A 14,187-nucleotide genomic window follows, 5' to 3' on the forward strand; every position below is an offset into this window, starting at 1 on the left:
GACCCGAGAAGGTCTTACCGGAAAGAGCGTTCCTCCGTCACGAGATGCGCGGGCCAAGCCCGAGCCTGACGGCCGAAGGAAGGGCTCAGTTCTTGGTCTTGTCGACCAGGGCCTTGGCCTTGATCCACGGCATCATGTCGCGGAGCTTGGCGCCGACTTCCTCGATCGGGTGAGCGGCGTAGCGGGCGCGGGTCGCCTTGAACGAGGTCTGGTTGACCTTGTTCTCCAGCATCCAGTCGCGGGTGAACTTGCCCGACTGGATGTCGGTCAGCACGCGCTTCATCTCGGCTTTGGTCTCGGGCGTAATGATCCGCGGACCGGTGACGTACTCGCCGTACTCGGCGGTGTTCGAGATCGAGTAGTTCATGTTGGCGATGCCGCCTTCGTAGATCAGGTCCACGATCAGCTTCACCTCGTGGAGGCACTCGAAATAGGCCATCTCGGGAGCGTAGCCGGCCTCGGTCAGCGTCTCGTAGCCGGCCTTGATCAGCTCGACCAGGCCGCCGCAGAGCACGACCTGCTCGCCGAAGAGATCGGTCTCGCACTCTTCCTTGAAGGTGGTCTCGATGATGCCGGCGCGGCCGCCGCCATTGGCCGAGGCATAGGACAGGCCGAGGTCATGGGCGTTGCCGGTCGCGTCCTGGTGGATCGCGATCAGGGTCGGCACGCCACCGCCGCGCTGATACTCGGAACGGACGGTGTGGCCGGGGCCCTTCGGGGCGACCATCAGCACGTCGAGGTCCTTGCGCGGCTCGATCAGGTTGAAATGGACGTTGAGGCCATGCGCGAACAGGAGAGCGGCGCCCTCCTTCATGTTGGCATGCAGCTCGTCGCGATAGATGTCGCCCTGCAGCTCGTCGGGGGTCAGCATCATCATGATGTCCGAGACCTTGGCAGCCTCCGACGGGGTCATCACCTTGAAGCCGGCCTCTTCGGCCTTCTTGCGCGTGGCCGAGCCGGCCTTGAGCGCGATGATGACGTCCTTGACGCCGGAATCGCGCAGGTTGAGCGCGTGCGCATGGCCCTGCGAACCGTAGCCGACGATGCAGACCTTCTTGCCCTTGATCAGGTTGATGTCGGCATCACGATCGTAATAGACGCGCATGGGTGTCTCCTTTGTCACGCGTTGTTCGTCTTCCGGCCCGGATCGTTGTCCGTGCCGTAGAGGGTGAGAAACTGCTCGGTCGCCCGCTCGGAATCGGCGGCGATCTCGGCCCGGCTCAAGGTCAGCGTGTCGCCGAGCAGAAGCCGGATCTGGACGTCGCGGCCGGCGAGGCCGAAGAAGGTGCGGAAGGCCGTCTCGGTATCGTCGAAGGCGAGCAGCCCCGCCTCGCGCCCGGCATCGAGCACGGGCTTCAGGCGCTCCCCGATGGCGAAGCGGCCATTGGCCAGCACGATCGAACCGAGATTGCCGTCGCGCGAGGCCGCCTGGCTGATGCCGATGCGGTTGAGCGCGATCGAGGTCGGCGAGGTGATCACCTCCAGCCAGTTCGCGGCAAAACCCTTCAGGCTCTCGCGCAATGCGCCGGCATCGAGATTCTGCCGGTCGAAATTGCCGGCCCTCACCTTCGAAGCCTGCCACTGCACGGTCGCGGTCAGCAAACCGTCACGGTCCCCGAACCACTTGTAGAGCGTTTCCTTGGAGCAGCTCGCGCGCCGCGCGACCGCGGTCATGGTGAGCCCGCTGCCCTTCTCGACCATCAGGCTCAGCACGGCATCGAGCACGGCCTGCTGGCGCGCTGTCAGCGCCTCGCCTTGCGTCTCTGCGGCAGCCTGCATCATGGGCGGGAGAAATCCAGTACCGTACGTTACGGTTCAGGCATCTATCGCAGCAGCGGACGGCCCGCAAGCGTTATTCGCGACTGGCGGTTGGCCGAAGGAGAATTATCTCTGGGCCATCGGAATTCGAGAAGCGGAGCCTTTCATGACCTTGCCCAGCGCCCATGACGTTGTCAGCTTCTGGCGCGAGGCCGGCCCCGAGAAATGGTTCGTCAAGGACGAGGCCTTCGACGCCGAGATCACGAGCCGCTTCCTCACGGCCCATGAGGCGGCGGCAGCGGGCAAGCTGGCAGAGTGGGAGAAAACCCCGGAAGGCGTCTATGCGCTGCTGATCCTGCTCGACCAGTTCCCGCGCAACATGTTCCGCGGCAGCCCGCGCGCCTTCGCCACCGATGCGCTAGCCGTCGAAGTCGCCGAGCGTGCGATCGCGAAAGGCTTTGACGAGGCCTACCAGCCACCGGAGAAGCGCTTCTTCTACATGCCCTTCATGCATTCGGAGGGGCTCGCCGACCAGGAGCGCTGCATCGAACTCTGCGCCGCCGCCGATGATGCAGACGGTGTGAAATATGCTGAGATCCACCGCGACATCATTCGCGATTTCGGCCGCTTCCCGCATCGCAACCCCGTGCTCGGGCGCGAGACCACGTCGCAGGAGCGCGCCTTCCTCGCAGAGGGCGGCTTCAGCGGCTGAGCCTCAGCCGCCCTGCTGGCTGGCGATGCGCTGCAGGAAGATCGCCGCGATGGTCAGAAGAAAGCCGGCCCACCACAGCGGCGAGCGCAGGCTCTTGCCGCTGCCCAGTTCCTCAGCCCGTCCCTTCCCGGAGAGGCGCATCACGATGGGCCAGGCGAAGCAGCCGAGCCCGACGATGCCAAGGAGAAGTGCGATCTGTTCGAGGCTCGGTGTCGTCATGCCCTCACGCTCGCAAGAGTGGAATTAGCCGGGAAAGCCGGCCCCAGCTTCAAGGCCCGCAAGGGATCGCCATACAGCCCCGCGACGAGCAGGGCCAGCTGCCTGTCGATCCCCGGCAGGCGCGCCAAGGGCGGCACGAGCCGGTCGCGGAGCAAGGGCAGCAGGTAGCTGTCGGACTGGTAGAACGGCGTGAACAGGCGGCTCGCTACCTGATAGAGCCGGACATGGAGGCGCCGCAGCCGCGCATAGCGCTGGAGCGCCCCGGAGATGTCTTCGGCCTCGTTGATGGCACTCGCGAGCGCATAGGCATCCAGCAAACCCATATTGGCGCCCTGCCCCAGTTGCGGGCTGGTCGAATGGGCGGAATCGCCGATAAAGGCGAGCCCGCGTCCGGCCGGTACCGGCAAGGTATGGTGGCGATAGGAGGCCAGCAGCAACTGCTCAGCCGACGTGATCGTCTCCAGCATCGGCGCCGTCTGCGGCCAGTGCCGGAGCACATCGGCCTTCCACGCAGCGAGGCCGCGCGCCTGCCATTGCCCGTGATCGGCCGGCTTCAGGCTCCAGAAGAAGGAAGCGAGCGTCGTCTCATCCTCGTCCCGCCGCCCGATCGGCAGCACGCCGACCATGACGCTCGCCCGCTGATAGCGCTGCTCCAGCGCGTGGGGATCGAAACCATCCGCCAGCGGCGCATTGGCCCAGACCGCGCCATAGGCCAGCGGGCGCTGCCTGACCGGCTTCGACGCCCGGCCGAGCAGCGGCGAGCGCGCGCCAAGCGCGTCGATGGCGAGATCGAACGGCCCGAGCTTTCGGCCATTGTCCAGAACGAGTGAGACACTTCCGCCGCTGCCAGTCTCGACATCCGTGACCTCGCAGCCGGTCTCGACCGCGATGCCGCGTGCCACCACCGCATCGAACAAGCCCTCGAACAGGCTGCCGCGGTGGATGCCGAGACCGAAGGCGTCGGCTCCGAGCGCCTCATAGCGCACATCGAGCACGACAGAGCCATCAGCCGACCCCAGCCCGTAAAGCCGATCGAGCCTGCTGCCCCGCGCGATCAACGCCTCGGCAAGGCCGAGCTCGCGCAGGACGGCGAGCCCGGTCGGCTGCAGGATCAGGCCCGAGCCGAGCGGCTGGGGCATCGCGAAGCGCTCGACCAGCGTGACGCGATGGCCGGCACGCTCTAGCAGCAAGGCAGCGGCCAAGCCCGCCGGTCCGCATCCGGCGACCGCGATGTCGTAGCGGCGTGTCACCGGTGGAACGTGATTACATCGAGTCCGGGCCGCGGCTCATCGCGGCGATGCCGGTGCGCGAGACTTCCGTCAGCCCCACCGCCGTCATCGTCTTGATGAAGCGCTCGATCTCCTCGGTCGCGCCGGTCAGCTCGAAGACGAAGGAGGTCAGCGAGGCATCGAGCACGCGCGCACCGAAGGCCGAGGCAAGGCGCATCGCCTCGACACGGTGGTCGCCCTTGCCGACGACCTTGACCAGCGCGAGCTCGCGCTCGATCGCCTCGCCCTGCTCGGTCAGGTCGACGACGCGATGCACCGGCACCAGCCGGTCGAGATGCGCCTTGATCTGGTCGATGACATTGGCGGTGCCCGAGGTCACCACCGTGATGCGCGAGAGATGCTTCTCATGCTCGGTCTCGGAGACGGTGAGGCTCTCGATATTGTAGCCACGGCCCGAGAACAGCCCGGCGATGCGGGCAAGAACGCCCGGTTCGTTGTCGACGATCACCGCCAGGGTATGGCGCGCGGTCGGCTGGGCCTTCGGGGCATTCGGATAATGGCTGGCGGGCTTCGACATGGCGGACCTGTGAGGCGGGTTGGAGCGGAGAAATCGAGGGAAATGGAATAAGTCAGTGGCTACGGAGATCGACGAGGGCCGGTTCGTCCACCTCGTCATGCGCTACGATCCAGGGCTCCACCAGCGCGGCGGCAAGCCACTCGCGATAGGCGGGCAGCGCGAGCACGGCCTGCATGTAGTCCTGCGAGACCGGGTCAACCGCGATGCCATAGATATCCAGCCGCGTGACGACCGGCGCATACATCGCATCGGCCGCAGAGAATTCGCCATAGAGGAACGGTCCGCCGGCGCCGAAGCGCTCGCGCGCCTGCCGCCACAACCCGGTGACCCGCTCGACGTCACGGGCGACGCCCGGACCGCGATCGCGACCGGCGAAGCGCTTGCCCAGATTCATCGGGCAGCTACTGCGCAGCGCCATGAAGCCCGCATGCATCTCGCTGGAGATGGCACGAGCCTGGGCGCGCGCCGCCTTGTCGCGCGGCCAGATGCCGGCCTGGGGATAGGTGTCATGGAGATATTCGCAGATCGCCAGCGTCTCCCAGACGGCGATATCGCCATCGACGACCAGTGGCAGGGTGCCGCCGCTGCCGGGCGCAGCGGCAAAGACCGCCTCCTTGAAACCGGGCTCATCGAGCGGCACGAGCTGCTCGGTGAAGGCGATGCCGGCCACGCGCATCAGGAGCCACGGCCGGAGCGACCAGGACGAATAGCATTTGTTGCCGATCAACAGCTTCATGCCGCGGCCGCCTTCCATTCATCGACGAAATCGAGCGCCGCTGCGACATGCAGCGCGGTGGTATCGAAAACCGGGACGGAGACATCGTCCTGCGAAAGCAGAAGGCCGATCTCGGTGCAGCCGAGGATGACGCCATCGGCGCCCTCCTCCTTTGCGGCGCGTGCGACGATGGCGCGATAGCGCTCGCGCGATTCCGGCTCGATCCGCCCCCGGCACAGTTCCTCGTAGATGATGCGATGGACATCGTCGCGCTCCCCGGGGGCCGGCACCAGCGCCTCGACGCCGAAGGCCTTCAGCCGGTCGCGATAGAAGCCCTGTTCCATCGTGAAGCGCGTCGCCAGCAGAAGCGGCCGCCGCGAGGGCGAAGCCAGCACCGCCTGCGCCGTGACGTCGGCAAGGTGGAGAAAGGGCAGCTTGGTCGCGGCGATGATCTGGTCCGCGACCTTGTGCATCGTGTTGGTGCAGAGCACGAGGCAGGAGGCCCCGGCCTGTTCGAGGCGGCGCGCGCTCGCGGCCAGCGCCGCGCCGGCCGCGGCCCAGTCACCCTTGGCCTGCATTTCCGCGATCGGTGCGAAATCGACCGAATGCAGCAGCACGTCGGCCGAATGCAGCCCGCCCGCACGGGCGCGCACGCCCTCGTTGAGCAGCCGGTAATAGACCGCAGTCGATTCCCAGCTCATCCCGCCGATCAGACCGATGGTGGCCATGGTGTTTTCCTTCTCGCACCGCTGCCGTCATTCTCGGGCGAAGCAGAGCTTCGACCCGAGAATCTCCCGACGGAAAGGCACGGACTGGCGCCTCGCCCCGCCTGAGATGCTCAGGTCAAGCCCGAGCATGACGATGCTTCGTCAGACGAGCTGCTTGCCCTTGGCGTCGATGATCTGGCCGGTGTCGCCCTCGAAATCGGGCAGGATCATCTCGTTATGGGCCTTGCCCGACGGGATCATCGGGAAGCAGTTCTCTTCCTTGGCGACGAGGCAGTCGAAGATCACCGGGCCGGGCGTCTCGATCATCTCCATGATCGCGGCGTCGAGCTTGGCCGGATCGTCGCAGCGGATGCCGTGGCCGCCATAGGCCTCGGCGAGCTTCACGAAGTCGGGCAGCGACTGCGAATAGCTCTCCGAATAGCGCCCGCCATGCAGCAGCTCCTGCCACTGGCGCACCATGCCCATGTACTCGTTGTTCAGGATGAAGATCTTCACCGGCAAACGGTACTGCACCGCCGTCGACATCTCCTGCATGTTCATCAGGATCGAGGCCTCGCCGGCGACATCGATGACGAGCGCCTTGGGGTGCTTCATCTGCACGCCGATCGCCGCCGGCAGGCCGTAGCCCATGGTGCCGAGGCCGCCCGAGGTCATCCAGCGGTTCGGCTCCTGGAACTGCAGGTACTGCGCCGCCCACATCTGGTGCTGGCCGACCTCGGTCGTGATGTAGGTATCGCGATCCTTGGTCAGCGCATGGAGGCGCTCCAGGGCGTATTGCGGCTTGATGATCGTGTCCGAGCGCTTGTAGGCGAGGCTCTTGCGGCCGCGCCAGCCCTCGATCTGCATCCACCAGGCGGCGAGCGCGGTCTTGTCGACCTGGGCGCCGGTCTCGCGCCAGATCCGGACCATGTCCTCCAGCACATGGGCGCAGTCGCCGACGATGCCGATATCGACCTTGACCGTCTTGTTGATCGAGGACGGGTCGATATCAATATGGATCTTCTTCGAGCGTGGCGAGAAGCCGTCGATGCGCCCGGTGATGCGGTCGTCGAAGCGCGCGCCGATATTGATCATGACGTCGCAGTCATGCATCGCGAGGTTCGCCTCGTAGGTGCCGTGCATGCCGAGCATGCCCAGCCACTGCTTGTCGGCGGCCGGGAAGGCGCCGAGCCCCATCAGCGTCGAGGTGACCGGGAAGCCGGTCAGCCGCGCCAGCTCCCGCAGCAGCGCCGAGGCGTGCGGACCGGAATTGATCACGCCGCCGCCGGTGTAGAAGACCGGCCGCTTGGCGCCAGCGATCAGCTCGACCGCGGCCTTGATCTTGTTCAGGTCGCCCTTGACCACCGGGCGGTAGGTCTTGTGCTGGTTGTCACGCGGCCGGGTGTAGGAGCCCGATGCGAACTGGATGTCCTTGGGGATGTCGATCACGACCGGGCCCGGGCGGCCGTTGGCGGCGACGTAGAACGCCTCGTGCAGAATCCGCGGCAGGTCGTGGATGCTCTTCACCAGGTAGTTGTGCTTGGTGCAGGAGCGGGTGATGCCGACCGTGTCGCATTCCTGGAAGGCGTCGGAGCCGATCAGATGCGTCGGGACCTGGCCGGTGATGACGACGAGCGGGATCGAGTCGAGCAGCGCGTCGGTCAGGCCGGTGACGGCATTGGTCGCGCCCGGGCCGGAGGTGACGAGCACGCAGCCGACCTTGCCCGGGCCGGAGCGGGCATAACCCTCGGCGGCATGGACAGCGCCCTGCTCGTGGCGCACGAGCACATGCTTGACCTTGTCCTGCTGGAAAATCGCGTCGTAGATCGGAAGTACGGCGCCGCCCGGATACCCGAACAGGTGCTCGACACCCTGATCCTGAAGCGCGCGGACGACCATTTCGGCTCCGGTCATCATCTCGCTCATAACGCTCTCCTGCGGCTGGTCTTCTGGTCTGTCTGGAACGCGGGCAATAAAAAAGGCCCTCGGAGGGGCCTGGGCGTGCGCTGGCGTCGGGGACGCCCGGTTCGAAAACCGGCCCCTACCAGCGCACCTCTACGAGAATAAGCTTGCGCATTGCGCACATGTTCCTTGACTAAAGTTGCCGAACGCTAACGAAGGGCGCACGGCCGGTCAAGCGTTAACATGGCTAAAGAGCGGCCGATCGCGCGGTCCCGAAAATGTCATGCCTTTAGGGAACACTTTTTCAATCCGTCGGCCCTAGCGTAAGCGCGCTCGAACCGGGACGGCTATGTATTACGAGGTTCACTCCGAGAATATTGCGGCGCGCGCGCATGCGCCGGAGATCGCAAAGATCCTGGGTCGCTTCGCGCTCCATCGCAGCGAAGGCCAGGCCGTGGCCTATGAGGCTCTCGCGGCCGCGCTGCTGCCGGATTTCGGCGATGACCTGATGATCCTGGAGCCGACTGGGGAAGACGACTTTCGCTGGCTACATTTCGGACGCGAGATCGTGCGCTATTCCGGGGCCACCCGCTTGGGCCAGCAGCTCTCGAGCATGCGTGAGCGCGTCGCCCGCTTCACGATCGATAGCTTCAACCAGGCCCTGGCCGAAAACCGGCCGCTCTACACCGTGCATCGCTCGACCCAGGCCGTGCGCGTCGCCTTGTGGGAACGCCTGGTCCTGCCGACCGTCACGCGCGACGGCCGCCGCTTCATCATCGCCTTCAGCCGCCCCCTGCAGTTCCGCGAGGACCTGCTCAATGCCGTCCTCGAAAGCTCCCCCAGCGGCATCGTTGCTTTGCGCTTCATTCGAGACGGCGCCAATCGGATCGAGCAGGCCGTCGTTGTCACCGCCAACCGGCGCGCCGCCGAACTGAGCGGGCGCGCGGACGTCAATCTGCTCGACACCGACGGCCGCGAGAGCCTGCCTTTCCTGTCGGATACCTCGATCTGGCGCCGCTGCCTCTACGCGATCGACCTACAGCGCCCGGACACCCTCGAAGCCTCTTTTACGCGCGACGGCACGACGACCTGGCTCAGGATCGCGATTTCCCCGCTCGGCGACGGGCTCCTGCTGACCCTGACCGACATCACCGATCTGACCGTCGCCAACCAGACCCTGCAGATGCGCGCCGCAACCCTGGCGCTGGAGATCGGACGCGAGCGGGCCACCCGCCGCGCCCTCTCCGAGGAGATCGGCCTGCGCGAGGAGCGCGAGACCGAACTGCGCCGCCTCGCCGAGACCGATCCGCTGACCGCGCTGCTCAACCGCCGCTCTTTCACCGACAAGGCCAATGCCGCCATCGCCGCCAGCGAAGCTGAGGGCAGCGACCTCGCCCTCATCATCGTCGACCTCGACCATTTCAAGCAGGTCAACGATACCTATGGCCATCCGGCCGGCGATGCGGTGATCCGCGCCTTCGCCGACCTGCTGCTCGGCCAGTTCCGCAACGATCGCAATCTGGTCGGCCGCTTCGGTGGCGAGGAATTCGGCATCCTCCTGCAGGGCTGCGACCAGGCTTCCGCGGCGGCATGCGCGCGCCAGATCCAGGACGCGCTCCTGACCCGCTCCATGCCGGTATCGGAAACCCTGGCATTGAAGGTGACTGCGAGCCTCGGCATCGCCGCGCGGCATCCCGGCGAAGCGCTGGCATCGCTGACCGCGCGCGCCGACCAGGCGCTCTATCGCGCCAAGAACGAGGGCCGCAATCGCCTCGGCCTGGCCGAGCCCCCATCCGTTGCCGCAGCGGCCTGACGCTCAGAGCTCCAGGCGTCGAGCAGCCAGTTCCAGCGCGGCCTCGGGCGCGACCGCCTCCCAACCCGCCATCTGGTGGCGGAACCACGTCACCTGCCTTTTGGCATAGGCGCGCGTATCGGCCTGGCCACGCAGGATCGCCTCCTCCAGGGTGATCTCGCCGTCGAGATGGGCGATCAGGCCGGGCACGCCATGGGCCCTCATGATCGGCAATAGCGGATCGAGCCCGCGCTGCTTCAAGCGTGCGACCTCGTCGAGCGCGCCCTCGCACATCATCGCCTCGAAGCGCCGGTCGATCCGCTCCCTCACCGTCTCGCGCTCCGGATGCACGAACAGCCGCAGCGTCGGCACACCGCCGAGAGGCCCCGGCTCGCGCTCGCCCTGGAAGCTCGCCAGCGAACGCCCGGTCGCCCGGAAGACCTCCAGCGCCCGCATGATCCGCATCCGGTCGGTCGGCCGCAATCGCTCCGCCATGGCAGGGTCGCAGGCCGCAAGCTCGGCATGCAGCGCCGTGGTCTCGCTCCCTTCGGCATGGACGCGGAATGCGGCTCGCACCGTCTCGGGAACCGGCGGCATCGCCGAAAAGCCTTCCGTGACGGCCTTGAAATAGAGCCCGGTGCCGCCTACCAGGATCGGCAGCGAGCCCGCCGCGCGCAGCTCTTGCAACAGCGTCGCCACATCGGCGGCGTAGCGCATCGCCGAATAGTTCAATGCCCCATCGACATGTCCGTAAAGGCGATGCGGCACCATCGCCTCCTCCGCCGCGCTCGGCCGGGCCGATAGGACGCGCAGGTCGCCATAGACCTGCATGGAATCGGCGTTGACGACGGTGCCGCCGGTCCGACGCGCGATCTCGATCGCCAGCGCGGACTTGCCGCTCGCAGTCGGACCTGCGATGAGCACCGCGCCGAATTGCCCTGCCGCCTTCACCCGGTTCCTCACATGCTCGTCGCCACACTCGTATCCGCCCACGGCCAGGCGCTCGTCGGCGACGCCCTGCTCGCCCGCCTCGCCCGCGCCGTGCCCGGCATCGCCCGCACCGCCGTGCTCGATGGCGCGATCGCCGCCGACCTCTTCGCGGAAGCGGCCGACACGCGCAAGCTCGAAGCCGATATCCGGGCCGCTCTGGACGGCGCGCCAATCGACGTCATCGTCCAGCCGGCGGCGACGCGCCGCAAGGCGCTCTTCCTCGCCGACATGGATTCGACGATGATCGGCCAGGAATGCATCGACGAACTCGCTGCCGTCGTGGGCCTGAAGGAGCATGTCGCAGAAATCACCGAGCGCGCCATGCGCGGCGAGATCGAGTTCGAGCCGGCTTTGCGCGAGCGCGTCGCCCTGCTGAAAGGCGTGCCGCTTGCCGTTGTCGGCGAGATCATCCGCGACCGCATCACGCTGACGCCGGGTGGGCGCGAACTCGTCAGGACCATGCGGGCCAATGGTGCCTATACCGCTCTCGTCTCTGGCGGCTTCACCGTCTTCACCGGGCCGATCGGAGCGACCATCGGCTTCGACGAGCATCGCTCCAACACGCTGCTCGCCGATGGCGGCATCCTGAACGGCGAAGTAGCCGACCCGATCCTCGGCAAGCAGGCCAAGCTCGATGCCCTCGTCGAATTGCGCGCCCGCTTCAAGCTGACGCCGGAGCAGACGATGGCCGTCGGCGACGGCGCGAACGACCTTGCGATGCTTGGCGAGGCGGGGCTCGGCGCAGCCTTCCGGGCCAAGCCGGCTGTGGCGGCGGCAGCCGACGCCCGGCTCGACCATGCCGATCTCACCGCGCTTCTTTATGCCCAGGGCTATACGGGCAGCGAGATCGTGCGGAACTGATCCTACCCGCCTAACGCGGGTCATCCCGGGCGACCGAAGGGAGACCCGGATCCATGCCCGAGCACTCCCGACGAAGGTTCAGGAATGGATCCCGAATCTCCGCTTCGCTGCGTCCGGAATGACCCCGCTTATGTTTGATAAGCAGCCGATCAATCGACGATGAAGAGCTTCGCGCCGGTCTTCGTCGCGGAGCGATGGGCCTCGGCATTGTCCGCGACCTGATAGCTCATGCCGGCACGGAGCGGCAGCACGCGCCCGTCGGCGAGCGTGGTCTCCATCTCGCCTTCGAGGCACAGGATAATGTGCCCCTTCGAGCACCAGTGATCGGCGACATAGCCCGGCGAATACTCGACCATCCGCACCCGGATGCGGTTCTCTTCCGGGCCGAAATGCTGGACGCGCCAGGTCGCCTCGCCGCTGTCGCCGGCATGGCGCTCCACCGGGATCGTCGACCAGTCGGTGGTGACGAAGGGGATTTCGCTGATCTTCATCTTGGTCTCTCCGGGCGCGCTTCCCTCATCGGGAAACCGCAGCCCCTGTTTAGAGCGCGCCTCTCCCGGATGGAATCGCACCATCGCGGATCAGGCAACACACCCGTCATGGTCGGGCTTGTCCCGAAAATCCACGTCTTCAGGGGTCGAGCGTCCCGTTCAAGGCGTGGATGCTCGCCACAGGGGCGAGCATGACGATTCAATCTCGCGCGACATCGGCGAAGAAACGAAAAAGGGCGGCCCACTGGGCCGCCCTTCGCGTTCCCTGGATGGCGCTAGGCTCAGTTCATCGACACCGCGACGAAGCGCACTTCGCCCTGGCCGTTCGAGACGAGCAGGAGGGCCGACTTCTTGCCTTCCTTCTTCAGCACGTCGAGCCGCTTGGTCACGTCCTGCGGCGCGTTGACCGGCTCCTGGCCGACCTCGACGATCAGTTCGCCGACGAGGATGCGCTTGTCGGCCGCGTTCGAGTTCGCATCGACCTTGGTGATGACCACGCCCTTGAGGCCGTCCTTGATCGTGTAGCGTTTGCGCAGTTCATCGGTCTGAGGCGAGAACTCGAGGCCGAGCGCGCTGGTCACGGCGGGCTTGGTCGGCTCGGTCGTCGGCTTGCTCGCCGCAGCCGTCTGGACCTTCTCGCCGTCTTCGAGGCGGCCGAGCTTGACCGTCTTGGTCTCTTCCTTGCCCTTGCGGATCACCAGGATCGGCACGTCCTTGCCGACCGGCGTCGCCGCGACGATCCGCGGCAGGTCGCGCGAATCCTTCACGTCCTTGCCGTCGAACTTGACGATCACGTCGCCGGTCTCCAGTCCGGCCGGCTTGGCCGGTCCCTTCTCGTCGATGCCGGCGACGAGCGCGCCGCGCGCCGTGCCAAGGCCAAGCGCCTCGGCCGTGGCGTCGTCGACGGTCTGGATGCGCACGCCTAGCCAGCCGCGCCGGGTCTCGCCGAACTCCTTGAGCTGGTCGACGACATTCGTCGCCAGCGTCGAGGGCACGGCGAAGCCGATGCCGACCGAGCCACCCGTCGGCGACAGGATCGCCGTGTTGATGCCGATGACCTCACCGGCCATGTTGAACAGCGGGCCGCCGGAGTTGCCCTTGTTGATGGCCGCGTCGGTCTGGATATAGGTGTCGTACGGGCCCTGGCTGATGTCGCGGTTGCGGGCCGAGACGATGCCCGAGGAGACCGAGCCGCCAAGGCCGAACGGGTTGCCGATCGCCATCACGGGATCGCCGATCCGCATCTTGTCGGAATCGCCGAACTTGACGGAAGGCAGCGGCTTGTCGTGCTTCACGCGCAGCACGGCGAGATCGACCTTGCTGTCCTTGCCGATAACCTCGGCCTTGAGCCTGAGGCCGTCATTGAAGATCACGGTGATCTCGTTGGCGTCGCCGATGACGTGGTTGTTGGTGACCACGATGCCGGAGGGATCGACCACGAAGCCGGAGCCGGCCGATTGCGAGCGGCGCTGCTGCGGCGCCTGGCGCTCGCCCTGCTGGTTGCGGCGGTTGAAGAATTCCTCGAACAGGTCGCCGAAAGGCGTGTCGGGGCCGAGCTGCGGCAATTGCGGCAGGTTGCGGCCCTTCGTGTCATTGGTGGTGACCGCCGCGATGTTGACCACCGCCGGCATGACCTTGTCGACGAGATCGGCAAGCGAGGTCTGCCCCTGCAGGAGCGGCGTGTTGGCCTGCGCATGCCCCGGCGCCAGCACCGGCGAGGCCAGCAGCGCGAGGCCGGCGACGCCGGCAGCGAGAGCGATGCGGACAGGCCGGGCTGCGGAAAGGGTGTTCGATGCCATAGGGGTCCTCATGTCGGAAAAATGCGGGCCAATCGATGCAGGCATGCACGCCTGGTGCGGCAAGGCAAGCAGGCGCGCCCGATGATTGAACTCCGAAATGCGGCGGAAGGGCGACGCACGATCATGTCATCGAACACGATCATGTGCCTGCGCGCCCCCGTCTACCAGACGCCGCGCGCGAGCCAGACCAGGATCACGCCCAGAACCGCCGAGCCGATGCCGATGAGCCGCATCCGGTCCACCGGCGTTTCGGCCGCGCTACGGAGGGCATCCTTCGCCAGATGCGGAATCGCGGCGAAGAGGATGCCCTCGATAGCGAAGACCAGGCCGAGCGCCGCGACGAAATCAAGCATCCGCGTCGCTCGCCATGATCAGGGCCGGGCAGGCGCAGGCTGGGCAGGCGTCGCCGGAGCGCCCGCCTGGCCGTCCTGACGC

The 14,187-nt window shown here is 66.6% G+C and carries 15 protein-coding genes; 3 read left to right on the forward strand and 12 right to left on the reverse strand.

The window, feature by feature from the left end; all coding sequences use genetic code 11:
• Positions 1-85: 85 nt before the first annotated feature.
• Both ilvC and JHD80_RS14290 read right to left on the reverse strand, forming a co-directional pair.
• Positions 86-1,105, reverse strand: coding sequence for a ketol-acid reductoisomerase (ilvC, locus tag JHD80_RS14285; protein ID WP_199088433.1), 1,020 nt, complete (start codon positions 1,103-1,105; stop codon positions 86-88).
• A gap of 14 nt (positions 1,106-1,119) precedes the next feature.
• The gene (locus JHD80_RS14290) at positions 1,120-1,782 is read right to left on the reverse strand and encodes a TetR/AcrR family transcriptional regulator C-terminal domain-containing protein (RefSeq protein ID WP_465246524.1); all 663 of its coding nucleotides are present in this window, start codon (positions 1,780-1,782) and stop codon (positions 1,120-1,122) included.
• 142 nt (positions 1,783-1,924) lie between these two features.
• Here JHD80_RS14290 and JHD80_RS14295 point away from each other — a divergent pair, with 142 nt between their 5' ends.
• Positions 1,925-2,470, forward strand: a complete 546-nt coding sequence (locus JHD80_RS14295) for a DUF924 family protein (protein ID WP_199088435.1) — start codon at positions 1,925-1,927, stop codon at positions 2,468-2,470.
• Between the two features lie 3 nt (positions 2,471-2,473).
• Here JHD80_RS14295 and JHD80_RS14300 read toward each other — a convergent pair whose 3' ends face one another.
• The 6 genes from JHD80_RS14300 to JHD80_RS14325 all read right to left on the reverse strand — a co-directional run bounded on the left by JHD80_RS14300 (position 2,474) and on the right by JHD80_RS14325 (position 7,843).
• Positions 2,474-2,689 (reverse strand): hypothetical protein, encoded by a 216-nt coding sequence (locus JHD80_RS14300; protein ID WP_199088438.1) that lies wholly within the window; start codon positions 2,687-2,689, stop codon positions 2,474-2,476.
• A complete protein-coding gene (locus tag JHD80_RS14305) occupies positions 2,686-3,939 on the reverse strand; it encodes an FAD-dependent monooxygenase (protein ID WP_199088440.1) in 1,254 nt (417 codons plus the stop codon). The genes JHD80_RS14300 and JHD80_RS14305 overlap by 4 nt, the downstream gene beginning before the upstream one ends.
• 13 nt (positions 3,940-3,952) lie before the next feature.
• The gene (gene ilvN, locus JHD80_RS14310) at positions 3,953-4,495 is read right to left on the reverse strand and encodes an acetolactate synthase small subunit (protein ID WP_199088447.1); all 543 of its coding nucleotides are present in this window, start codon (positions 4,493-4,495) and stop codon (positions 3,953-3,955) included.
• 52 nt (positions 4,496-4,547) lie between these two features.
• Complete coding sequence (locus JHD80_RS14315; RefSeq protein WP_199088449.1) at positions 4,548-5,231, reverse strand: glutathione S-transferase family protein; 684 nt, start codon at positions 5,229-5,231, stop codon at positions 4,548-4,550.
• Positions 5,228-5,938, reverse strand: a complete 711-nt coding sequence (locus tag JHD80_RS14320) for an aspartate/glutamate racemase family protein (RefSeq protein WP_199088451.1) — start codon at positions 5,936-5,938, stop codon at positions 5,228-5,230. The genes JHD80_RS14315 and JHD80_RS14320 overlap by 4 nt, the downstream gene beginning before the upstream one ends.
• Positions 5,939-6,079: 141 nt before the next feature.
• Entirely contained in the window at positions 6,080-7,843 is a 1,764-nt protein-coding gene (locus JHD80_RS14325) for an acetolactate synthase 3 large subunit (protein WP_199088453.1), read from the reverse strand.
• Between the two features lie 325 nt (positions 7,844-8,168).
• On the opposite strand from JHD80_RS14325, the gene JHD80_RS14330 reads away from it, so the two are divergent.
• Positions 8,169-9,632 (forward strand): GGDEF domain-containing protein, encoded by a 1,464-nt coding sequence (locus JHD80_RS14330; RefSeq protein ID WP_199088455.1) that lies wholly within the window; start codon positions 8,169-8,171, stop codon positions 9,630-9,632.
• 3 nt (positions 9,633-9,635) lie between these two features.
• Here the strand turns inward: JHD80_RS14330 and miaA are convergent, their stop codons facing one another.
• Complete coding sequence (miaA, locus tag JHD80_RS14335; protein WP_349237269.1) at positions 9,636-10,562, reverse strand: tRNA (adenosine(37)-N6)-dimethylallyltransferase MiaA; 927 nt, start codon at positions 10,560-10,562, stop codon at positions 9,636-9,638.
• A 12-nt stretch (positions 10,563-10,574) separates the two neighbouring features.
• On the opposite strand from miaA, the gene serB reads away from it, so the two are divergent.
• Positions 10,575-11,462 (forward strand): phosphoserine phosphatase SerB, encoded by an 888-nt coding sequence (serB, locus tag JHD80_RS14340; RefSeq protein ID WP_199088457.1) that lies wholly within the window; start codon positions 10,575-10,577, stop codon positions 11,460-11,462.
• Between the two features lie 149 nt (positions 11,463-11,611).
• On the opposite strand, the gene JHD80_RS14345 is transcribed toward serB, so the two are convergent.
• The 3 genes from JHD80_RS14345 to JHD80_RS14355 form a co-directional block, all read right to left on the reverse strand.
• Positions 11,612-11,953, reverse strand: a complete 342-nt coding sequence (locus JHD80_RS14345; RefSeq protein WP_199088459.1) for a DHCW motif cupin fold protein — start codon at positions 11,951-11,953, stop codon at positions 11,612-11,614.
• Between the two features lie 281 nt (positions 11,954-12,234).
• On the reverse strand, positions 12,235-13,752 hold the full coding sequence (locus JHD80_RS14350; RefSeq protein ID WP_199088461.1) for a DegQ family serine endoprotease: 1,518 nt from the start codon (positions 13,750-13,752) through the stop codon (positions 12,235-12,237).
• Positions 13,753-13,913: 161 nt separating this feature from the next.
• Positions 13,914-14,105: a DUF2065 domain-containing protein gene (locus JHD80_RS14355; RefSeq protein WP_199088463.1), complete on the reverse strand. Its 192-nt coding sequence runs from the start codon at positions 14,103-14,105 to the stop codon at positions 13,914-13,916.
• Positions 14,106-14,187: the final 82 nt, after the last annotated feature.

Source organism: Allobosea sp. ASV33, from assembly GCF_016428755.1.
Classification (GTDB): domain Bacteria; phylum Pseudomonadota; class Alphaproteobacteria; order Rhizobiales; family Beijerinckiaceae; genus Allobosea.

Bases quoted from the DNA above. Each gene is read 5' to 3' on its own strand.
- ilvC (WP_199088433.1), bottom strand. From the start codon at position 1,105: ATGCGCGTCTATTACGATCGTGATGCCGACATCAACCTGATCAAGGGC.
- JHD80_RS14290 (WP_465246524.1), bottom strand. From the start codon at position 1,782: ATGATGCAGGCTGCCGCAGAGACGCAAGGCGAGGCGCTGACAGCGCGC.
- JHD80_RS14295 (WP_199088435.1), top strand. From the start codon at position 1,925: ATGACCTTGCCCAGCGCCCATGACGTTGTCAGCTTCTGGCGCGAGGCC.
- JHD80_RS14300 (WP_199088438.1), bottom strand. From the start codon at position 2,689: ATGACGACACCGAGCCTCGAACAGATCGCACTTCTCCTTGGCATCGTC.
- ilvN (WP_199088447.1), bottom strand. From the start codon at position 4,495: ATGTCGAAGCCCGCCAGCCATTATCCGAATGCCCCGAAGGCCCAGCCG.
- JHD80_RS14315 (WP_199088449.1), bottom strand. From the start codon at position 5,231: ATGAAGCTGTTGATCGGCAACAAATGCTATTCGTCCTGGTCGCTCCGG.
- JHD80_RS14320 (WP_199088451.1), bottom strand. From the start codon at position 5,938: ATGGCCACCATCGGTCTGATCGGCGGGATGAGCTGGGAATCGACTGCG.
- JHD80_RS14325 (WP_199088453.1), bottom strand. From the start codon at position 7,843: ATGAGCGAGATGATGACCGGAGCCGAAATGGTCGTCCGCGCGCTTCAG.
- JHD80_RS14330 (WP_199088455.1), top strand. From the start codon at position 8,169: ATGTATTACGAGGTTCACTCCGAGAATATTGCGGCGCGCGCGCATGCG.
- serB (WP_199088457.1), top strand. From the start codon at position 10,575: ATGCTCGTCGCCACACTCGTATCCGCCCACGGCCAGGCGCTCGTCGGC.
- JHD80_RS14345 (WP_199088459.1), bottom strand. From the start codon at position 11,953: ATGAAGATCAGCGAAATCCCCTTCGTCACCACCGACTGGTCGACGATC.
- JHD80_RS14350 (WP_199088461.1), bottom strand. From the start codon at position 13,752: ATGGCATCGAACACCCTTTCCGCAGCCCGGCCTGTCCGCATCGCTCTC.
- JHD80_RS14355 (WP_199088463.1), bottom strand. From the start codon at position 14,105: ATGCTTGATTTCGTCGCGGCGCTCGGCCTGGTCTTCGCTATCGAGGGC.